Origin of the sequence: Anaerofustis sp. LCP19S3_F7 (assembly GCF_052119445.1) — a bacterium.
Taxonomy (GTDB): domain Bacteria; phylum Bacillota; class Clostridia; order Eubacteriales; family Anaerofustaceae; genus Anaerofustis; species Anaerofustis butyriciformans.
Genome location: NZ_JBQKFF010000001.1, coordinates 1 through 20961, shown reverse-complemented (window position 1 = coordinate 20961; position 20961 = coordinate 1). Strand labels below are relative to the sequence as shown.

The following is a 20961-nucleotide window of genomic DNA, read 5'->3' as shown; positions in this document are numbered from 1 at the left end:
CTATTCTGTATATGAGAAAGGAAACACCTATGAAAAACAAAATCTATATTGCCATAATCTGTGCTTTCAGCATTGTATTTGCCGTCAGTTCAGGTTTTCTCATCAAGCACTATTACGACTCTGCAAAGCAGGCGGAGATGTACGACAATCTGATTGAGGTTGTGGAGACCGAGCCTGAAGAAACCAAAGAGCCGATGAACTACTCCGAAGAAAAAACCCTTATCCCAGAGTATCAGGAGCTTTATCTGCAAAACAACGATATGGTCGGTTGGATTAAGGTTGAGGACACAAAAATCAATTATCCGGTTATGCAGTCAAAGGACAACCCGAACTTCTATCTGAAGCACGGCTTTGATAAGGCATACACCGACTACGGCTGTCCTTATGTTCAGGAAAACTGCGATATGGAGCTACAAAGCGACAATATCATCATCTACGGTCATCATATGAACGACGGCTCTATGTTCGCCGGTCTTATGAAATTCAAGGACAAGAACTTTTGGGAAAAGCACAAAACAATATCCTTTGATACGCTGACCGACAGACAGACCTATGAAGTAATTGCCGTGTTCAAAACCGTGGTTTATACGGACAGTCCTGAAAGCTTCAAATATTATCAGTTCGTCAATGCGGAGAATGCCGAGGATTTCACAGCCTATGTTGAGAAGTGCAAGGAACTGTCGCTTTACGATACCGGCGTAACCGCCGAATACGGCGACAAGCTCCTGACCCTTTCCACCTGTGAGTATTCCCGGACAAACGGCAGACTTGTTGTAGTGGCGAAGCTAATAAACGAATAATGCAACAGATATGGTTCAGCCTGCATAGAAAGGAGGGATTGTATGGCTGATATTAAAACGAAAGACAATGCAAAAGGTACGATACGAACCATAGATAAGGCTGCCGTTGCAACCCAACGAATGAAGCAGGCGTATATCGCTACAAAAGAAAAGGCAGAGCGGTCGGTAAATGCCAACAGCAGTTCTGCCGAGGAATATGCTTCCGATAAGCTGGAAAGCGGTATTGACGAGGTGGTTCACGATGGTGCTTATGCGTTCGATAAGGCGGGACGAAAAGGTGTAGAAACCACAAAAGAGAATATCCGCACCGCAAAGGACGGTATTCAGCGTTTCAAGCAACAGCGAGCCGAGCAGTCTTTACGAAAACAGGCTTCGCAGAATACAAGCTCGGCAATTAAGACTGTCGATAAGGCGGAAAAGACCATAAAGCAGTCTGCCACTTCCTCCGGAAAGAAAACCATTAAGTTTGCCGGAAAAGAAGCAACAAAGACTGCACAGAAATCGGTTAAGACGGCTGAGCAGACTGCAAAGACTGCGATAAAAACCAGTCAGCAAGCGGCAAAAGCGGCACAGAAAACAGCTCAGGCGACAGTTAAGGCTTCGCAGAAAGCGGCACAGGTGGCAAAAGCCACAGCCAAAGCAACTGCCGCTACGATTAAAGCCGCAGCCAAAGCCACCGTTGCCGCAGTAAAAGCAATCATTGCGGCGGTAAAAGGTCTTGTTGCCGCCATTGCTGCCGGCGGCTGGGTTGCGGTGGTGGTTATTATTGTTCTGTGTCTTGTCGGATTAATTGCCGGTTCTGTGTTTGGTATCTTCTTTTCGGGAGAGGATTCCGGCACGGGAATGTCTATGCAGACAGTCGTTCAGGAAATCAATCAAGAATATGATGACCGATTGGAACAGGAAAAGAACTCTGTAAGCTATGATGTGCTTGAAATGAGTGGAAGCCGAGCTGTGTGGAAAGAGGTTCTTGCGGTCTATTCTGTTAAAGTAAATACCGACCCTGATAATCCGATGGAGGTTGCCACGGTTGACGAAACCAAGAAGCAGCTACTGTCGGATATTTTTTGGGAGATGAACGATATTTCTTCCCAAACGGAAACGAAAACCCATACCGAAATCGAGGAAAGCGACGACGGACACGGCAATATCGTACAGACTGAAACCACGGTAACCGAAACATTTCTGTATATCACGGTAACGCACAAGACTGTTGATGAAATGGCGGCTATGTACGGCTTTAATCAAGAGCAGAAAGATTATCTTGCTGAGCTACTAAAGGACGAAAACAATCAGCTATGGTCGCAGGTGCTTTACGGTATCGGATACAGCGACGACCAAATCGTTACGGTTGCTCTGTCTCAGGTTGGTAATGTAGGCGGTCAGCCTTACTGGTCTTGGTACGGATTTGACTCCCGTGTAGAATGGTGTGCCTGCTTCGTTTCTTGGTGTGCCAACGAGTGCGGATATATCGACGCCGGTATTATTCCGAAGTATGCCGGCTGTGTAAACGGCGTTCAATGGTTCAGAGACCGAGGACAATGGGCAGACGGTTCGTATGAACCTTCGCCCGGTACAATCATCTTCTTTGACTGGGAGGGCGACGGTGTGACAGACCACACCGGAATCGTACAGAAATGCGAAAACGGTACAGTCTATACCGTCGAGGGCAACTCAGGCGACACTTGCAGAACCAAAACATATCCTGTTGGAAGCTCAGTTATCTACGGATACGGTATTCCGGCATATTAAAAAAAGATGGCTGCTCGTTTGAGTAGCCATCAAGTACATTATTCAAAATCAGTTATTTCTCTATCTTTCAGATAGACATTGTGCGTGTGATAAGTAAAACACATCAACAAATCGCTGTCTCTATTATCTTTTGCTTTGAACATAGAAAAGTCGTCGGACAGGATAAAAATAAGTCCCAGCAGTTTCTTTATATATCCATTATATGAAGCATAGTTCATATAGAGAGATGCGGTATATCCGTCATCGTCCTCTATCAAATCTGCGTCAATTTCATAGGTTTCTGATAACTCACGGACTGCCCAAATAAATTTATCTTTATTAGCTATACGCCTTTCATTGGGGATAAACGCCTACCTTGCCGACATCAACAGACAGGCACAGGAACGCTTTGAAAGGCTCATAGAGGGTATGAAACAGGCACAGGGCATAACGGAACAGCTAAAGGCAGAAAACGCCTTAGAATGGACAGGATGCCTCAATAACATAAGGGCTTGTGCGAGGGAGATTGTGGAAAAGGAAATTATTTTTGCATAAACAGATGATTAGTGGCAGGGGGAAATCCTGCCGCTTTTTCTGCTTTAGTTTGTCAGCTTGACAAATAAAGGGTTAAGGAATATAATTAGATTCAGTATTATACAAGGAGTTAATAAATATGCAGCAAGGTATTCTTAAATAAACTGTCAATTTGATAGTGGGAACAAAAAGTAGCAGTCCCGTTTCACTTTTAATATGGGGCTTAGTTTTTTGTACCCAGTTTAAGAATACTTTTATCATGTAATTTTATATGCCCGAAAACATATAAGTGTTTTGGGGCTATTGGAGTTATTTACCCAGTGATAGGAGTATTTATCACTGGGTATTTTTATGCCCTTTTTTGGGTGTTGATAGGAGGAAAATCACATGAAAATAATTAACTTAGGCATTCTGGCTCACGTTGACGCAGGAAAGACAACATTAACGGAGAGTTTATTGTATACCAGTGGTGCAATTGCAGAACCAGGGAGCGTAGATAAAGGCACAACAAGGACAGATACAATGAATTTGGAGCGTCAAAGGGGAATCACTATCCAGACAGCAGTGACATCTTTTCAGTGGGAGGATGTAAAAGTCAACATTATAGATACGCCAGGCCATATGGATTTTTTGGCGGAAGTATACCGTTCTTTATCCGTATTAGACGGAGCAGTATTATTAGTTTCTGCAAAGGATGGCATACAGGCACAGACCCGTATACTGTTTCATGCACTACAGACAATGAAGATTCCGACAATTTTTTTCATCAATAAAATTGACCAAGAGGGGATTGATTTGCCAATGGTATATCAAGAAATGAAAGCAAAGCTTTCTTCGGAAATTATAGTGAAGCAAAAGGTTGGGCAGCATCCCCATATAAATGTAACGGACAATGACGATATGGAACAGTGGGATGCGGTAATTATGGGAAACGATGAACTATTAGAGAAATATATGTCAGGGAAACCGTTTAAAATGTCAGAACTGGAACAGGAAGAAAACAGGAGATTCCAAAACGGAACGTTATTTCCCGTTTATCACGGAAGCGCTAAAAACAATCTGGGGATTCGGCAGCTTATAGAAGTGATTGCCAGTAAATTTTATTCATCAACGCCTGAAGGTCAATCTGAATTATGCGGGCAGGTTTTTAAGATTGAATATTCAGAGAAAAGGCGGCGTTTTGTTTATGTGCGTATATATAGCGGAACATTGCATTTGAGGGATGTTATTAGAATATCTGAAAAAGAGAAAATAAAAATCACAGAGATGTGTGTTCCGACAAACGGTGAATTATATCCATCCGATACAGCCTGCTCTGGTGATATTGTAATTTTACCAAATGATGTTTTGCAGCTAAACAGTATTTTGGGGAACGAAATGCTGTTGCCGCAGAGAAAATTTATTGAAAATCCTCTCCCTATGCTCCAAACAACGATTGCAGTAAAGAAACCTGAACAGCGGGAAATATTGCTTGGGGCACTTACAGAAATTTCAGATGGCGACCCTCTTTTAAAATATTATGTGGATACTACAACGCATGAGATTATACTTTCTTTTTTGGGGAATGTGCAGATGGAAGTCATTTGTGCCATCCTTGAGGAAAAATATCATGTGGAGGCAGAAATAAAAGAGCCTACTGTTATATATATGGAAAGACCGCTTAGAAAAGCAGAATATACCATCCACATAGAAGTCCCGCCAAATCCTTTCTGGGCTTCTGTCGGGTTGTCCATAGAGCCGCTCCCTATTGGAAGCGGAGTGCAGTATGAAAGCAGAGTTTCACTTGGATATTTAAATCAATCGTTCCAAAATGCGGTTATGGAGGGGGTTCTTTATGGCTGCGAGCAGGGGCTGTATGGATGGAAAGTGACAGACTGTAAAATCTGTTTTGAATATGGATTGTATTATAGTCCTGTAAGTACCCCCGCAGACTTTCGGCTGCTTTCCCCTATCGTATTGGAGCAGGCTTTAAAAAAAGCAGGGACAGAACTATTAGAGCCATATCTCCACTTTGAAATTTATGCACCGCAGGAATATCTCTCACGGGCGTATCATGATGCTCCAAGGTATTGTGCAGATATTGTAAGTACTCAGATAAAGAATGACGAGGTCATTCTGAAAGGAGAAATCCCTGCTAGATGTATTCAAGAATACAGGAACGATTTAACTTATTTCACAAATGGGCAGGGAGTCTGCTTGACAGAGTTAAAAGGATACCAGCCAGCTATTGGTAAATTTATTTGCCAACCCCGCCGCCCGAATAGCCGTATAGATAAGGTTCGGCATATGTTCCACAAGTTAGCTTAACAGCTTGCAAAAGTCATATAAAATGAGATTTGAAAGGAGAATGTAACTTCATGTTTGCTAAAAATTCAAAGGCATATTCTGTCTACCTGCTGTTCCGATTTGTCTTTTCCCTGGCGGTTTCTATGTCCACAGTGCTTTCCATCGTGTACCACCTGGAGGTGGTGCAGCTGGATGCTTTCCAGCTTGTCCTGGTAGGGACGGTTCTGGAGACCTCCTGCTTTCTGTTCGAGATACCCACCGGTGTGGTGGCGGATTTGTATAGCCGTCGGCGCTCGGTGCTGATTGGAATGTTCCTCTACGGCCTGGGCTTTCTGATGGAGGGTGCGCTACCGTGGTTCGCGCCGGTTCTGCTGGCCCAGGTTGTCTGGGGTTGCGGTGATACCTTCATCACCGGCGCTCTGGAGGCGTGGATTGCCTCGGAGGAAGAGGACAAACCCATAGACAAGGTGTTCCTGCGGGGCAGTCAAATGGGGCAAATCGGCGGCGTTCTGGGCGTGGTGCTGGGCACACTGCTGGGAAACATAAACCTGCAAATGCCTGTCATCTTGGGGGGCAGTTTGTGCTTGTTGTTGGGGCTGGTGTTGGTTCGCATCATGCCAGAAACCAACTTCTCCCCTGCTATTGAGGAACGGCAGGGCTTGCTTAAAGACTTTGTCTGCCTGTTCAAGCTCAACCTGGGCTTTGTGAAAGGCGCACCTGTGTTGCTGGCGCTCTTAGCAATCACACTATGCGGGGGACTTGCCAGTGAAGGCTTTGACCGGCTCTCCACCGCTCATTTTCTGGATGACACGGTAATACCCGTTATCGGGCCGCTGAACAGCGTCACTTGGTTCGGTGTTATCAGTCTTATCGGCAGCGGCTTAGGTATTCTGGCTTCTCAGTTGCTCATCGCCCGCATGGAGAAAAAAGGGACTGTCAGCCGAACCAGTGTGGTCATGTCCACCAGCGCCGGGTATATCCTGTGCCTGGTTCTCTTCGCGGTGGGGCGGAGCTTTTGGTTCATGTTGTTGGTGTTCCTGCTGGCGGGGCTTATGCGCACCATCAAGGAGCCTGTGCTGGCCGCCTGGATGAACGACCATGTGGATGAGAAAATGCGCGCCACAGTCTTTTCCACCAGCGGACAGCTGGACTCTTTCGGGCAGATCATCGGCGGGCCTATTGTGGGGCTGGTAGCCCAGCAGGTGTCCATACCCTGGGGGCTGGTCTGTACCGCTTTCCTGCTGTTGCCCGCGCTGTTCTTAGTGCCGGTGGCGGGAAAGAAGCGGGATTGATATGGCATAGTTAAGTTTACTGACGAGCGGGAGATTACTTCCGCTCGTCTTCATTTAGTAGCGCAAAATTTGAGGACTCTTTATTTCCTTATTCGGTATAGCGGAGGCGGCTGTCAATTCGACATAATTTTCTTGTGATACTTTACCGTACATGAGCATTTGTTTCGTATTTGAAAGAACAAACTCACCAAATAAAAAAAACGATATTCGGGTGGGTTATTTTGTTATACCCTAAATTACCCTCTGAATTTGTTTTTAAATTTGGAGGGATTTTTTTATGTCCTTTTTTCGGGCAGTTATCTATCTGCTCATACGAAGCAAAATTTATCAATACATAGCATATCAGAGAACGGCAGGAAACCAGTTAAAAAAATTTCTGCCAGTGCAACGGTACTTCTCACCTTGAAAGTAGAAGTACAATCTCCATACAATAGAATTACTATTTCCTATAACCGTAAAGGTCACAGAGCCTTTGCGGTTTTTCTTTTGTCGATTTTTGTTGGAAAGTGCCGTAGGGCTGTTTCTGATATGCGGTGTCGTTCTCCGCCTCTCCATCTGGATTTTTTACATTTCAAAAATTCAGATGGGAGGTATTTATGGTGAAATATGCACCAAGAAAGGTATATATCAGAGAAAGTGGCGGCTATGTGGAATTATCCTACACGGAGTTCTGCCGTTGCAGGGAATCCGACCAGACCTATATGGACAAGCTGTTTATCCCCATTCAAGGCTGTCTGCTTGAAGTCGTGAGGGAGCAATACACAGACTTCTACCGTGACAAGGAACGGTGGCGTTATCTGCAAAAATTAGATACAAAGAATAGACTGCTATCTCTCGACGGATTTACGGACAGCGAGGGGAATCCTCTGGACTTTATCGCTGATGAAGCGGCGGACATTGCGGAAACCGTTGTCAATGCGGTCATGGTGGACAGGCTGAATGCCGCCCTGCCTTTGCTGTCGGATAGTGAACAGGAGTTGATACAGGCAATCTTTTTTGACGGACTTTCCGAGCGTGAAGTCGGGGCGAGGTTGGGCATAACCCAGAGCGTTGTAAACAAACGAAAAGCCAGAATCCTAATAAAACTAAGAAAGATGATAGAAAGTTAAAATTTAAGGCGTTCAGCCCCCTTGTTTTTTCCTTTGGGAAAATGAGGGGGCTTTTCTCTGCCCTCTCAATCAATTCTGATTGGAGGAAGAAAGAATGGCATACAACCACGGACGGGAGGACAGGAAATGGCGTATCTGGAAAGAAGCGGAGGAAAAGCTGCTGCGTGAGTGCGGCGTTGATGAAGCGACCATTGAGCAGATACGCATTGCAGACAGGGCAGACTTCAATTCCAACAGGCGGTTTTACCGATGGACGAATGACGTTGCGGAATATCTTGAGGACATGGCAGACAGGGAGCGGCAGACGGAAGTGGGTACGGTTGCGGAGTTACTGGATGAAATTGAAAGTGAAAACCTCTATCAAGTGTTGGTTAAATCCGGCGGCAACGGACTTGTAGGACTCTTGCACGGCAAAGGCGGAGAGCTTTCCATACCCAAACCTTTTGAAAAAGATATATTTCTTTTTGATACATATGTAGCCGGGACAACCCATATTGAGGGTATCGAAGAATTAGAGCCACATCTGAATAACGATGACAGACTTGAGTTTTTCAGAGAACCCGATAACCGATATGATAAGCAAGCGATTGTCATAAAGACTGTTAACGGAGTAAAAATCGGTTATGTGCCGAAGCAGGATAATGTAATATTTGCTCGCCTGATGGACGCCGGGAAGCTCCTTTTCGGTAAGATTACCTCAAAGGAAAAGAAAGGCTCGTGGGTCAAGATTTATATTAAGGTTTTCCTGCACGAATAAGGAGATATGTTATGGATAGGATTCTGATAAATGACTTGCTTAAGATACCGGATTGCGATATTGGCAAAACCAGACTCAAGTTGAATGTTTTTAATGGAAATACAGACCCTTTAGAGGAATACAAAAGAGACCCTGATAAAATAAACATTGAGTGGTTTTTGTGGCACAATCAAAGAAGATATTTCCATACGGGACAGATTGCGATTTGTCTGCTTTACCTCTATGATGATAAATGGTTGCTGACAACAATTAAGAGAATTACAAAAGAGATAGATGTCGTTGATGATGTTGGGTTTGAAGCTGAGGAAATTGAAGAATATCGAAAGTATTATGGCAGATTAGTTTTGAAGTATCACAATACGAAGCGTGGTATGGGAAGAACTTATGAGTCAATGATGGAGGAACTGGAAGTAATAGAAATTCTTTCTACTGCTTATGATGGTGACGAATTTCCGGGTTATGAGAACATAAGATTGAGTTTTTCACAACTGGAAACGATTATTCGGAATAAACGCAGCGGCTGGCTTGATGCTTTGAGAAATCAAAAAGCAGTTTATCTTATAACTGACACCAGCAACGGAAAAATGTATGTTGGCTCGGCAACTGCTCAGTATGGAATGTTGCTTCAAAGGTGGACTAACTATATAGACAATGGTCACGGTGGAAATATCGAGTTGAAACATTTAGTTGACACTAAGGGATTTGACTATGTCAAAGAAAATTTCCAGTATTCGGTTTTAGAAAACTATAATGCACGAATGGATGACAACTATATATTAGGTCGTGAAAAGTGGTGGAAAGATACTCTTTGCACAAGACAATTCGGATATAATAAGAACTGATAAAAATTAGACCGTCAGATCTCATTCGAGACTTGACGGTCTTATATTTTTTTACTGTATTTAAGAAAATCGTTTTGGTGTTCCTGTTTGCGAAGTTGATAGCCTTGTGCAATCAGCGTATCTACTTTCAGAGCAATTAGGTTTATGTCAGAACACATTGCCCGTGCAATCTGCTGAATGTCATAGCCGTTTTCAATGTATTCCAAAATGGTGTCGTCCGGGAGCGAAGCCTGAGAAGCGAAGATATTTGCTTCATACTCCATACGGTTCTCTCTCATATCAAAGATGTTGAACTCTTTGAACCCGCCAACAGCAACCGCTTCTTGCCTGTGTAGAACATCGTGCCCGATTTCGTGCCATAGCACTATCTGCTCCACGACCGGGTGCATACCGTTTTTAAGAAAAACAAAGCGGTTCTTCAGAATAACCTTGTATGCTCCACGCTGCTTGTCAAAATTCCGGTAGATGATATTGATACCAAGCTCTTTTGCGACCTTGTACGGGTCACGAGTACCGCAACGGTCAATGAGCTTGTTTACGATTTTCACAATCTCAGCCGTAGTGTAATACCCCAATCCGGCTCACCTCCCATATTATAGTATATCGGATATTAACCCTATAATAAATTATAAACTATTATGTGTCCCATATATTGGACTTAGTTCACTTTGAGGATTACTCGTCTTTGCGGTATTTCTTCGGGGTGTATTTTTTATTGTTCTTCTTTGCAATAAGATATGCTTCCTGAATAGCGTCAACCATTTCACGCATATCCTCGTCAGCCATTTCGCCGCCGGCAAACAGACCGGTAACTTCTGCAAGCAACTCCTGAGCCTGTCTTGCCCCTCTGCGTCCGTATTTATCCTCTACATCGGCGATGAAAGCGTCATCCTCAGACAGCAGATAATTCACATTTACATTTAATGCTTCTGCCAGCTTCTTGTATCTTTCCGTTCCTCTCGGACGGGATTTATCATTTTCATAAGAACAAATTACACGTCGGGTTACGCCTATTTTTTCAGCCAATTCATCCTGATTAAGACCGAGTTTAGTCCTCTCAGCTTTGACTTTTTCACCGAATGTCATCTTTGATTTCACTCCTTAAAAGAATATTTACAGTTTAACTTCTCATTTACTCTTGACAAGTACACTTAAACTGCGTATAATAAGAAACAGGAAGTTGAACTACTCATAGTTTACACTAAACTTCCCAAAATGTCAAGGGGGGTTCAAAAAATGTTACGAAGCATACTTCATTGTGATATGAACAACTTCTATGCCAGCGTCGAATGTATGCTCGACCCCGCATTGAAGAAATATCCGATTGCTGTCTGCGGCTCTGTGGAGGAACGACACGGTATCGTGCTTGCGAAGAACTATAAAGCAAAGGCTTTTGATGTGAAAACCGGGGACGCAGTATGGCAGGCTAAACAGAAGTGCAAGGACTTGGTTGTAGTACCGCCCCATTATGAGGAGTATATCAAATACTCAAAGCTTGCGAGAAGCGTTTATGAGCGATATACAGACCAAGTAGAACCGTATGGTATGGACGAATGTTGGCTGGATATTAGCGGGACGGAAAGCCTTTTCGGTTCGCCGGAAAAGGTGGCAAATGAAATTCGTGAAACGATGAAGTTTGAACTCGGTTTGACGATTTCTGTGGGTGTTTCCTTTAATAAGATATTTGCGAAGCTCGGCTCGGATATGAAGAAACCGGACGCAGTAAGCGTAATTCCAAAGGACACATTCAGAGAAAAGATTTGGGGACTTCCTGCCGCTGACCTGCTCGGTGTAGGACGGGCAACCCAGCGAGTGCTTGACAGCTATTGTATTCGTACCATCGGGGATTTAGCGAATACCGACCCTGAGTTCTTACGCAGAAGATTAGGAAAGAACGGAGTAGTTTTATGGAACTATGCCAATGGTAACGACCTTTCCCTTGTTGCCAAGAAAGACTTCGTTTCTCCTATAAAAAGCGTAGGACACGGTATAACAACGGTAGCAGACTTAGAGAAACCGGAGCAGGTGTGGCCCGTGTTTCTCGAGTTAACCCAAGACATCGGACACAAGCTCCGTGTTCACGGACTGAGTGCAGAAGGTGTCGCAATACATATTAGAGACAACACACTCAATACAAGGCAATGGCAGACGAAGATTGCACTTCCTACACAGTCTCCGATGATTATTGCAAAGACCGCTTTTCAGTTGTTTGAAAAAAGATATGGGTGGAATAACCCTATCCGTTCTGTGACGGTACAAGCCATAAATCTTATTCCACAAGACACGCCCCGTCAAATAGATATGTTTATGGACGCCGCCAAGCAGGACAAATTGGAGAGAATGGAAAAGTGTGTTGAAGAAATCAGACGGCGTTTCGGAAAGGACAGCATAAGGAATGGGGTTCTTTGTCAGAACCTGCGGCTACCACCGGAAAAAGCCGAAATCACTATGCCGACAGGTATGGTTGGTTAAGGAGGTCTTAATGTGATTGACGAAAAAGAGGTTACGGCTTATGTTACGATACCCGACTGCTTTTTGCAGGGGTGCAGCGAAGATATTGTTATCTTCCGTGCGGACGGCGGAAACCATTTTACCGACTACGGTATATATGAAGGAATGTTCCTGTTCTTTGACCGAAAAAAACGCTTTAAGAAAGGAAGGCTTTCCTGTTACATCAATACTGCCGGAGATGACCGACCCAAGTACAGGGTGTCGGATAAGAACATCGACGGATACAAGCACTTGGGAAGATTAGTTTTGACTTTGAGAAATTACGAGGTATAAAAATGGAATCCGATAGAAGAAAAGTTTATGTTGAAGTAAATGTAACACACAGACCTGATGGAACGGCTCGTCCGAATTTCATCAAGTTTGAGAATGATGAAAAATATGAGATAGACCGTGTAATTCAGAAATGCCGTGCGGCTTCCACCAAAGTCGGAGGAACCGGTATCCGCTACACGGTACAAATTTGCGGCAAGCCCACATTTCTGTTCGACGAAGAAAACGGAAAGTGGTTTGTAGAAGCAAAATCCTAATGGTAGGAGGTTTTGTAACTTGAAACATTTATCGAGATTTGACATCGAAGCGATTGCCGACAAATATGTTCAGGCATATATGGCACTTCCCGATGTCCGTAACACACAAATATACAGAATTGACCCGGAGCTTCTCTTGGAGAAGGTTCTCGGATTGAATGTCGAATACCAGCACCTATCTTATGACGGTAGTATTCTCGGAATGACCTCATTTACGGAAATGGGTGTTCAGGTATTTGAAGATGATGATAACGAAGCCTTTTTCTTTTTGGACGGAAAAACCGTTCTCGTGGAAAAGGACTTGAACTTTGACAGCAAGCTGAAAGGCAGAAAGAATTTCACCTTAATGCACGAGGGCAGCCATCAGATATTTAAGATGTTGTTCCCGAATGATTACGGTGTGACACAGAAATCTGCCGGAGTACATTATTACAAGGCAAATTCCGAGAGGAATAAGCCAATATCTGATTGGGAGGAATGGCAGGCAAACACGCTTGGAGCTGCTATTCTTCTTCCTGAAAACCTCATAATACAAGGAATGTATCTGTTCAGTCTCGGCGAAAAGATTGAATGCCTGAACAAGATATACTATCCGAGTGTATATAAAAGGTTTGACGCACTTGCGGATTTTTTAGGGTGTTCCAAAAAGGCTCTTGCCATACGAATGAGACAGCTCGGACTTTTGAAAAAGGAGTATCTTGATAATCCTTTTGATTTGGTTACGGTTTATCCGGAGGTGAGCGAGCTATGAAATCGTTGGAACAAAAGATAATCGTAAGGTGCAAAAACTGTGGCTGGCGTATTTTTGACAAGGTAACAATGACAACAGGCGTTATTGAACTGAAATGTCCGAACTGCCACAGAGTAGTAGAGGTTGACTTGTCCCTCCGCAAAGGAACGGTCAAGTACAGATTAACAAGAAGTAGTAACAGAGCGAACAATTAAATATCGGACAGATGTACCGAGCCACGAGTCCTTGAGCGAAAGCTCTTGAGTCATCAAATTGCCGGACGCTGAGAATTAAGGGATAGAAATATCCTAATGTTCTTGGTGTCCGGCTTTTTTGTCGCTCCCGAAAGGAGCAAGACCGTGACATATAAGTGGCTGGCATATATCGCCAAGTATCCGTAATCTCCGAATTTTTGATTTCAACCAAATTCAAAAATTCAAATTTAAGGAGATTACGACAATGACAAAACTTACATTAGAACAACAGGAATTATTATTTGCGAACGACTGCAAACTCATCAATCTGCGGTATGAATACCACGGTTACACCGGCACGGAGAAATGGGCGATTGTAACAGAACTGGCGGAAGAAGAATTGTGGGTTAAATACCCTGATGTTATCCGTCGGTACACTCCGTTCATTCTGCTTTCTATGGCTCAGGGCGAAGTGATTGACGAGTCATACAGAAACAACGATAAGTACGAAAAGCGAGCAAAAAGAACAATCGATGTGTACGGGTATGAAGATGACATCTCTGAACAATTCCACCGGGAACTGATTACTCCGTTTGTTGACCCGTTTGAGCAAGCGGAAGAAGAACGGATTGAGGAAGAAAAGGAACAGCTTCGCCAGTTAGAAATTGCAAAAGTCAGAAAGGTATTGGAAATGCTGAAACCTGTTCAGAGAGAACGACTGATAAAAGCGATTTTGTTAGGTATGAGTTCAAGAAAAATTGCAAAGGAAGAAGGAGTATATTACAGCGTTGTAGATAAGTCGATTGCTGCCGCAAGAAAAAATTTCAAGAAATTTTATGAAAATCTCTGATTTTGGGTGTGCATTTTGACCCCCTTTGTCCAAATGAGTGAAGGGGTTATTTCAAATCCGGATACGAAATGCACTTTCAAGACTAAATGAACAGAGAGGTTATACATATATGCAGAGAAAAGAAATTCAGCGTGGAGATTTATTCTACTACGATTTTGGAAAAAGAGAGGGGTCTGTCCAGTCGGGCGAGAGACCTGTAATGGTAATTCAGGCAGACAATTTTAACGCCAATGCTCCGACAATTATTGTTGCGGCTGTTACGGCTGTGATGAAAAAGAAGTATCTTCCTTCACACATTATTTTGGGTGAGGACTTTGGTCTAAAGAAGCCGTCAATGGTTCTTCTTGAACAGATACAGACCGTTAATAAAGATGAGCTGACAGACTACATTGGCTCGGTAAACGATGAAAGGCTTTGGAAGCAAATTAACGCAGCTCTTAAAAAGACTTTCGGTTTATGGATTTACAACACAGACAGAAACGGAGATGTTCGCTGCTTATGTCCCAAGTGCCTGAGCGACTATATCCACGACCCGAATTATGTCGTCAGGCGTCTTGACCCGTTTGCGAAAAGCAAAGACCACTGCGATAAGTGCAATAACAGCGGTTGGGATTACATCGTTTATGACAAACGCACCTCGGTCAAAGGAAAGGGGTGCAGAAATGTCTAAACAAATCAGGAACAAGTTCAAATATGATATTCCGATTTATCACAGACCTATTATTTCCGTTGACGAAGCGACAGCTTATTCAGGAATAGGCAGAACCAAATTGTATGAGTTGACCACAATGGAAAATTGCCCCTTTGTAATTTGGGTAGGGACACGAAGGGTGATTAAAAGAAAATCATTTGTTGAGTATCTTGAAAGGCAATACTCAATTTAGCCTAAATGTCAAGTATGCGATGAGTCAATTCGCATCATTGGCTCATCGCAATTTTTCCAGTATCCTTTATGGCAGAAACGGCAAGGAGGTCATAGAGATGTCGGAAAAAAGAGCAACAAGAGTCAGGAATAAATATAAGTATGATGTTCCTTTATGGCACAGACCCATACTGTCTGTGGCAGAGGCTACCGAGTATTTTGGAATAGGCAGCAACAAGATATATGAATTGACAGAAAAAGAAAACTGCCCATTTGTTATTTGGATAGGTTCAAGGAGAGTTATTAAGAGAACTGCATTTGAACGATTTCTTGAAAAACAGTATTCGATTTAGGTAGGAATGGAGGAAATAGAAATGGCAGAGAATAAAAAGCAGTTTGAAATTCCGTTGTATGAAAAGCCTTTTCTTTCGATAGAAGAAGCGTCTGTATATACGGGAATCGGCAGAGACAAGTTATACGAACTTACAAATCCGGAAGATTGTCCTTTCGTTTTATGGATTGGCAATCGCCGAATGATTAAGAGAAGGGTTTTTGATGAGTACATTGAAAAATGCTACTCAATATGATGGGAGGTGTTAGTAATGGACAATAAAGAAACGGCAGAGCATTTTAGAAGCAGGAGTTCAGAAGTACCTTTATGGCACAGACAGAATATCTCAGTAGAAGAAGCCAGTGGGTACACAGGACTTGGAAGAGACACGATATATTCTCTCACGCAGGAAGATGACTGTGACTTTGTATTAAAAGTCGGACACAGAACGATGATAAAGCGAAAAAAGTTCGAGAATTATTTGGAAAACCTTTCGTCGATATAGGAGGTGCTTTAGGTGTTAAGAGTTATTAGTGAAGAAATCACTGCTTACAGAAGGCAGATTGATGAAAGAAAAAATGATTTACCACTATGGGAACGAAAAGTCCTTACTTGTGATGAAGCAGCCGCATATTCCGGAATTGGTATTAGAAGGCTGAGAAAAATGGCATTGGCAAAAGGGTGTCCGTTTGCTATTGCAAATGGTACACAGATTTTGATAGCAAGAGAAAAGTTTGACGCTTATATGGATAAAGCGGAAAAGGTTTAGGAGGAAAATAAAATGGCAAAGACAAAAAGACGAGATAAATCAAGAGTGGTTCTCCGTACAGGAGAATCACAACGTGCAGACGGTACATATCATTATAGTTGGACGGATGCAAATCGCAAAAGGCGTTATGTATATGCCAAGACACTCGATGAGCTTCGCTACAAAGAGGAGCAGATTGAAAAAGATAAAAAAGACGGCATAAAGGCAGAAGCTCGATATACTACCCTCAATGATATGTATGAGCTTTGGAAAGACTTGAAACGAGGTCTTAAAAACAATACCTTTGAAAACTATAAGTATATGTATGAGACATTCGTTCGTAATCAAATTGGCTCAAAGACGGTATCTTCTTTGAAAAAGACAGATATTAAAAGGTTCTATAATTACCTTGCAGATGAAAGACATCTAAAACCGGCGACTATTGACAATATCCATACGGTTCTTCATCAGATTTTGGATATGGCAGTTGATGATGATTATCTCAGAAATAACCCTTCCAATAATGTGCTGAAAGAGTTAAAGCAGTCCCATTGTTTTCAAACGGAGAAACGCAGAGCCTTAACGAGACCGGAACAGGAATTATTTTTGAGCTATCTGAAGAATACACCGTCTGCAAGTTTGTGGTATCCAATTTTTGCGGTGTTGGTTGGAACGGGACTTCGTGTTGGTGAAGCAACGGGTCTCAGATGGTGCGACATTGATTTGGACGAAGGAATTATCAATGTTAATCATACGCTGGTATATTATGACCATAGAACCGACGGTAGTAAGCGTGGCTGCTATTTTAATATCAATACCACGAAAACGCCGGCTGGCAAACGCCAAGTCCCGATGTTGGATTTCGTCAAAGAAGCATTCCTTATGGAAAAAGAAAGACAGGAGCTTCTTGATATTCATTGTGAAGCTGTTGTAGACGGATATACTGATTTTATCTTTCTTAACCGTTTTGGACAACCGCAACATCAGGCAACCCTTAACAAAGCAATCCGTCGTATTATCCGTGACTGCAATGATGAACAGCTTTTGAAAGATGAAAATGCAAAGGTTTTGCTTCCGCATTTTAGTTGCCACTCATTAAGGCATACATTCACGACAAGAATGTGTGAAGCAGGGGTTAATGTAAAGGTTATTCAGGATACGCTTGGACACAAAGATATTTCTACAACCCTTAATATTTATACCGATGTGACGAAGGAGTTAAGGAGGTCTGAATTTGAAGGTCTTGACTCGTACTTCAAAAATGAGTATAATAAGGCGAATGAAGTATTATAAACTGCTCGTTTTCGTGGGCATTAGATTTACATCATTTACACCAATTTCTACAAATAATGCTGCTCCGAGGGTGTACGTTTAGGAGATAGGAAAGTCTAAAAATGGGCTTCAAACAACATATCAGTAGAACTTGGCAGATGATAGAACAGCAAGTGAATGATGTACCATTTCGTCCCGACAATGAAACCACTTGACAGTGTAAATACTAAAGTTAGTGAATTTAATGTAGAAGTAAAAGAAGAGGATAAAAAGATTGATTTTTCAAATGTAAAAATCGAACCTCTTTTTGAAGAAATGGTAGATTTTGAAACATTCTCAAAATCTGATTTCCGTGCTGTAAAAATCGAAAACTGCGAAGAAGTTCCAAAGAGTAAAAAGCTTTTAAAATTTACTCTTAATGACGGAACAGACCGTAAACGTACAATCTTAAGCGGTATTCGTGATTATTATAAACCTGAAGAATTAATAGGTAAAACAGCTATTGCAATAGTAAATCTTCCACCAAGAAAAATGATGGGGATTGATTCTGAAGGTATGCTTATATCTGCAGTACACGAAGAAGATGGAAAAGAAGGATTAAATCTATTAATGGTAGATGATAAAATCCCTGCAGGTGCAAAATTATATTAAGATATAAATTAAATAAGTGGGCAGCTTGGTAATACAAGCTGTCTATTTTTATAATTTAAAACGGAGAGAAAAATGAAAATAAGAAAGTATAGACCTTCAGACTGTGAAGAAGTAATAAAGTTATTTTATGATACGGTTCATAATATAAATAAAAAAGATTATACCAAAGAACAGTTAGATGTATGGGCAACGGGAAAAGAAGACTTAGGAAATTGGAATAGTTCATTAGAGAAACATTTTACTTTGGTTGCTACTAATAATGGAATGGTTGTAGGATTTGGAGATATGGATAGAACGGGATATCTTGATCGTTTGTATGTTCATTCAAAGTATCAAGGTGTTGGGATTGGAAGTTCTATTTGTGATTTGTTAGAAAAATATGCAAATGAAAAAATCGTAAATTATTCCTCAATTACAGCAAAAACATTCTTTGAAAAAAGAGGGTATAAAGTTGTGAAAAAACAACAAATAAACAGGCAGGGAATTATTCTTGTTAATTATGTTATGGAAAAGTAATTTTATTTATAAATTTTATGGGGTCATATATTTATATATAATCAATTGCAGCAACAAACAGTTGCTTGTTAGAAGATTGTATTCATATTATAATGCTTTTAAAGGTGGAGGTTATTAATATGGATACAAAAGATATTATTTATAAACTTAGAAAAGAAAAAGGAATGTCTCAAGAAGAACTTGCAAATAAGGTGTATGTTACAAGACAGGCAGTATCTCGTTGGGAAATGGGAGAAACTCTGCCTAATACTGAAACACTAAAATTACTATCAAATGTTTTTAATGTTTCAATTAATACTCTTTTAGGTTCTCCTATAAAACTTATTTGTCAGTGCTGTGGTATGCCTCTTGATGATTCTATAATAAGTAAAGAACCTAATGGTGAATTTAACGAAGAGTATTGTAAATGGTGTTATAATGAAGGGGAATTTACTTATCATAATATTGATGAGCTTATCGATTTTTGTGTAGAGCATATGTACATAGAAAACTATACTAAGAAGCAGGTTAGAGAATATATGAAAGATATGTTGCCGAAATTGAATTATTGGAAAAATCAAAATTAAATAATTAGAGAAACTTAGATATCTTATTTTTTTATTGTTACATTTTAATTTTAAAATGAGAATACGTATTAAAAGATTGTTTTTAACAATCTTTTTTATTTTATATATTGTTAATATGATAAAATATATATATATAAGTTTAAAAGGAGCTTAAAAATGATAAAAGTTTTATCTGTTGAAAATATGAGGAAAAGCGATGCTTATACAATAGAAAATTATATTTCAAGTAAGGAACTTATGTATAAAGCAGGGGTAGGAGTATTTAAAAGCGTAAAATGGAAAGGTAGTGTTGCAGTCGTATGTGGCAGTGGTAATAATGCAGGAGACGGATATGTTATAGCAAGTTTATTACATGAAAACAATATTCCTTGTACCATATTTTTAATAAAAGAAAAGTTTTCAGAAGATGGGAAGTTTTATTTTGATAAATGTGTTGATGCAGAGATAAAAGTAGAAATATGCAGTGAAGAAACTACCTTTGAAAATTATGATATGATAGTTGACTGTATATTTGGCACAGGCTTTAGGGGAGATATTAGAGGTTTAGCAGGTATGATTATCCATGAAATCAATAAAAGCGGTGCATATGTCGTTTCAGTGGATATAAATAGTGGTCTAAACGGAGATAGTGGTATGTGTTCATTATGTGTTGAATCTGATTTAACTGTTTCCATTGGGGATTATAAAACAGGACACTTTTTAAATATGGCAAAAGACGTAATAAAAAATAAAGTGAACTGTGATATTGGAATAAAACCTGTTGATGAACCTTATTATTTAATTGAAAAAAATGATTTAAAAGAAATTTTTAAGGAAAGAAAAAATTATTCAAATAAAGGCAGTTATGGATATATTGCATTAATAGGTGGATGTAAGAAATACAGCGGAGCAATAAGGCTTGCATATATGGCTAATGCAGCTATGTGCTCGGGGGCAGGCGTTGTAAAAGTAGGGTTGCCTGATAGTATAAGCTCTGATGTAACATCTCATATTTTAGAAAGCACTCTTTATCCTTTGAAAGATAAAAATGGAGAAATAGAATTTGATAAAAAAGAAATTGACGGACTTATTAAAGGAGTAAAGCTCGTTGCTTTTGGAATGGGGGTAGGGTTAAGTGATGAAACTTATAAGGTGTTAAAATATATTTTAGAAAATTATGATGGCAAACTTGTTGTTGATGCAGATGGATTAACTATGCTTTCAAAGATGGATGAAAATATATTTGAAAAAACAAAGTGTAAATTAATTCTGACTCCTCATATAAAAGAATTTTCACGTTTAACCGGTCTTATCATAGATGAAATACTTGAAAATCCATTGAAAATAGCAATGAATTATGCAAGGGAAAAAGGTGTAATTTTGTTATTAAAAGGACCTAGTACTATTATAACAAATGGTGAAAAAGCATATATAACAGATAGAGGTTGTGTAGGAATGGCTACTGCAGGAAGCGGTGATGTATTATCTGGTATAATTTCCGCAGTGTGCGCATATAATGATGATTTATTGCTTTCTACAGCAGGCGCTGCATATATAAACGGTAGAGCCGGAGAATTGGCACAGGAAAAAATAAATTCTATAAGCATGATTGCCAGCGATACAGTAAATAACATTGCCGAAGCAATAAGTGAAATAATAAAATAAAGGTATATAATTCTTTAAAATGTAAATAATGTAAATTGTAAGAGTCAAGTATTAATAATAACTGTAAAAAATATTGCAAAAAACTGTAAAAAAGGTATTGACAATAAGGAAATAAAGTGATAATATAACAAAGCTGTTTCAAGCGGGGAGCTGGATAAGTATACGAGAAGAAGTCAATGAAAAAAAATGGCAAAAAAAGTTAAAAAAG

The 20961-nt window shown here is 40.7% G+C and carries 26 protein-coding genes and 1 pseudogene; 24 read left to right on the top strand and 3 right to left on the bottom strand.

The window, feature by feature from the left end; genetic code table 11:
- The first annotated feature begins 29 nt into the window (after positions 1 to 29).
- The gene (gene srtB, locus ACTQYZ_RS00135) at positions 30 to 800 is read left to right on the top strand and encodes a class B sortase (protein ID WP_303670727.1); all 771 of its coding nucleotides are present in this window, start codon (positions 30 to 32) and stop codon (positions 798 to 800) included.
- A 42-nt stretch (positions 801 to 842) separates the two neighbouring features.
- Positions 843 to 2552, top strand: coding sequence for a CHAP domain-containing protein (locus tag ACTQYZ_RS00130; protein WP_441415781.1), 1710 nt, complete (start codon positions 843 to 845; stop codon positions 2550 to 2552).
- A 38-nt stretch (positions 2553 to 2590) separates the two neighbouring features.
- Here ACTQYZ_RS00130 and ACTQYZ_RS00125 read toward each other — a convergent pair whose 3' ends face one another.
- Entirely contained in the window at positions 2591 to 2809 is a 219-nt protein-coding gene (locus ACTQYZ_RS00125) for a hypothetical protein (protein WP_441415780.1), read from the bottom strand.
- A gap of 85 nt (positions 2810 to 2894) precedes the next feature.
- On the opposite strand from ACTQYZ_RS00125, the pseudogene ACTQYZ_RS00120 reads away from it, so the two are divergent.
- The 6 genes and pseudogenes from ACTQYZ_RS00120 to ACTQYZ_RS00095 form a co-directional block, all read left to right on the top strand.
- Positions 2895 to 3086, top strand: a pseudogene (locus ACTQYZ_RS00120) (TnpV protein); the annotation flags it as partial.
- Positions 3087 to 3452: 366 nt separating this feature from the next.
- Positions 3453 to 5372, top strand: coding sequence for a tetracycline resistance ribosomal protection protein Tet(O) (gene tet(O) / locus ACTQYZ_RS00115; RefSeq protein ID WP_118694314.1), 1920 nt, complete (start codon positions 3453 to 3455; stop codon positions 5370 to 5372).
- A 50-nt stretch (positions 5373 to 5422) separates the two neighbouring features.
- Positions 5423 to 6643: a tetracycline efflux MFS transporter Tet(40) gene (tet(40), locus tag ACTQYZ_RS00110; protein WP_002578914.1), complete on the top strand. Its 1221-nt coding sequence runs from the start codon at positions 5423 to 5425 to the stop codon at positions 6641 to 6643.
- A gap of 596 nt (positions 6644 to 7239) precedes the next feature.
- On the top strand, positions 7240 to 7752 hold the full coding sequence (locus tag ACTQYZ_RS00105; RefSeq protein WP_332438133.1) for a sigma-70 family RNA polymerase sigma factor: 513 nt from the start codon (positions 7240 to 7242) through the stop codon (positions 7750 to 7752).
- Between the two features lie 94 nt (positions 7753 to 7846).
- Complete coding sequence (locus ACTQYZ_RS00100) at positions 7847 to 8509, top strand: HIRAN domain-containing protein (RefSeq protein WP_441415779.1); 663 nt, start codon at positions 7847 to 7849, stop codon at positions 8507 to 8509.
- Positions 8510 to 8520: 11 nt separating this feature from the next.
- Complete coding sequence (locus ACTQYZ_RS00095; RefSeq protein ID WP_233105241.1) at positions 8521 to 9351, top strand: GIY-YIG nuclease family protein; 831 nt, start codon at positions 8521 to 8523, stop codon at positions 9349 to 9351.
- Positions 9352 to 9392: 41 nt separating this feature from the next.
- Here ACTQYZ_RS00095 and ACTQYZ_RS00090 read toward each other — a convergent pair whose 3' ends face one another.
- Entirely contained in the window at positions 9393 to 9926 is a 534-nt protein-coding gene (locus tag ACTQYZ_RS00090; RefSeq protein ID WP_044761228.1) for an ImmA/IrrE family metallo-endopeptidase, read from the bottom strand.
- Positions 9927 to 10026: 100 nt separating this feature from the next.
- The gene (locus tag ACTQYZ_RS00085; RefSeq protein WP_015573052.1) at positions 10027 to 10437 is read right to left on the bottom strand and encodes a helix-turn-helix domain-containing protein; all 411 of its coding nucleotides are present in this window, start codon (positions 10435 to 10437) and stop codon (positions 10027 to 10029) included.
- Between the two features lie 150 nt (positions 10438 to 10587).
- Between ACTQYZ_RS00085 and ACTQYZ_RS00080 the strand changes: the two genes are divergently transcribed.
- The 16 genes from ACTQYZ_RS00080 (at position 10588) to ACTQYZ_RS00005 (ending at position 20753) form a co-directional block, all read left to right on the top strand.
- Complete coding sequence (locus ACTQYZ_RS00080; protein WP_044761227.1) at positions 10588 to 11823, top strand: DNA polymerase Y family protein; 1236 nt, start codon at positions 10588 to 10590, stop codon at positions 11821 to 11823.
- A gap of 12 nt (positions 11824 to 11835) precedes the next feature.
- The gene (locus ACTQYZ_RS00075; protein ID WP_003525179.1) at positions 11836 to 12135 is read left to right on the top strand and encodes a hypothetical protein; all 300 of its coding nucleotides are present in this window, start codon (positions 11836 to 11838) and stop codon (positions 12133 to 12135) included.
- 2 nt (positions 12136 to 12137) lie between these two features.
- Positions 12138 to 12389: a hypothetical protein gene (locus ACTQYZ_RS00070; protein WP_014635881.1), complete on the top strand. Its 252-nt coding sequence runs from the start codon at positions 12138 to 12140 to the stop codon at positions 12387 to 12389.
- A 19-nt stretch (positions 12390 to 12408) separates the two neighbouring features.
- Positions 12409 to 13140: an ImmA/IrrE family metallo-endopeptidase gene (locus tag ACTQYZ_RS00065; RefSeq protein WP_121959897.1), complete on the top strand. Its 732-nt coding sequence runs from the start codon at positions 12409 to 12411 to the stop codon at positions 13138 to 13140.
- A 438-nt stretch (positions 13141 to 13578) separates the two neighbouring features.
- On the top strand, positions 13579 to 14163 hold the full coding sequence (locus tag ACTQYZ_RS00060) for a hypothetical protein (protein ID WP_003525175.1): 585 nt from the start codon (positions 13579 to 13581) through the stop codon (positions 14161 to 14163).
- Between the two features lie 109 nt (positions 14164 to 14272).
- Positions 14273 to 14833, top strand: a complete 561-nt coding sequence (locus ACTQYZ_RS00055) for a type II toxin-antitoxin system PemK/MazF family toxin (RefSeq protein ID WP_107208984.1) — start codon at positions 14273 to 14275, stop codon at positions 14831 to 14833.
- Positions 14787 to 15047 carry an excisionase gene (locus ACTQYZ_RS00050; RefSeq protein ID WP_321529612.1) on the top strand — a complete coding sequence of 87 codons (261 nt, stop codon included), beginning with the start codon at positions 14787 to 14789 and terminating at the stop codon, positions 15045 to 15047. The genes ACTQYZ_RS00055 and ACTQYZ_RS00050 overlap by 47 nt, the downstream gene beginning before the upstream one ends.
- Positions 15048 to 15144: 97 nt before the next feature.
- Positions 15145 to 15378, top strand: a complete 234-nt coding sequence (locus ACTQYZ_RS00045) for an excisionase (RefSeq protein ID WP_024532706.1) — start codon at positions 15145 to 15147, stop codon at positions 15376 to 15378.
- A 21-nt stretch (positions 15379 to 15399) separates the two neighbouring features.
- Complete coding sequence (locus tag ACTQYZ_RS00040; protein ID WP_024532707.1) at positions 15400 to 15612, top strand: excisionase; 213 nt, start codon at positions 15400 to 15402, stop codon at positions 15610 to 15612.
- A gap of 15 nt (positions 15613 to 15627) precedes the next feature.
- Positions 15628 to 15861, top strand: coding sequence for an excisionase (locus tag ACTQYZ_RS00035; RefSeq protein WP_024532708.1), 234 nt, complete (start codon positions 15628 to 15630; stop codon positions 15859 to 15861).
- Between the two features lie 12 nt (positions 15862 to 15873).
- Positions 15874 to 16125: an excisionase gene (locus ACTQYZ_RS00030; protein ID WP_228478237.1), complete on the top strand. Its 252-nt coding sequence runs from the start codon at positions 15874 to 15876 to the stop codon at positions 16123 to 16125.
- Between the two features lie 12 nt (positions 16126 to 16137).
- A complete protein-coding gene (locus tag ACTQYZ_RS00025) occupies positions 16138 to 17397 on the top strand; it encodes a tyrosine-type recombinase/integrase (protein WP_024532710.1) in 1260 nt (419 codons plus the stop codon).
- Between the two features lie 180 nt (positions 17398 to 17577).
- Positions 17578 to 18027 (top strand): methionine--tRNA ligase subunit beta, encoded by a 450-nt coding sequence (gene metG / locus ACTQYZ_RS00020; protein WP_441415778.1) that lies wholly within the window; start codon positions 17578 to 17580, stop codon positions 18025 to 18027.
- Between the two features lie 72 nt (positions 18028 to 18099).
- Positions 18100 to 18543, top strand: coding sequence for a GNAT family N-acetyltransferase (locus tag ACTQYZ_RS00015; RefSeq protein ID WP_441415777.1), 444 nt, complete (start codon positions 18100 to 18102; stop codon positions 18541 to 18543).
- A 119-nt stretch (positions 18544 to 18662) separates the two neighbouring features.
- Positions 18663 to 19109, top strand: coding sequence for a zinc ribbon domain-containing protein (locus ACTQYZ_RS00010; protein ID WP_329385502.1), 447 nt, complete (start codon positions 18663 to 18665; stop codon positions 19107 to 19109).
- Between the two features lie 156 nt (positions 19110 to 19265).
- Complete coding sequence (locus tag ACTQYZ_RS00005) at positions 19266 to 20753, top strand: NAD(P)H-hydrate dehydratase (protein WP_441021387.1); 1488 nt, start codon at positions 19266 to 19268, stop codon at positions 20751 to 20753.
- The last annotated feature ends 208 nt before the right edge of the window (positions 20754 to 20961 follow it).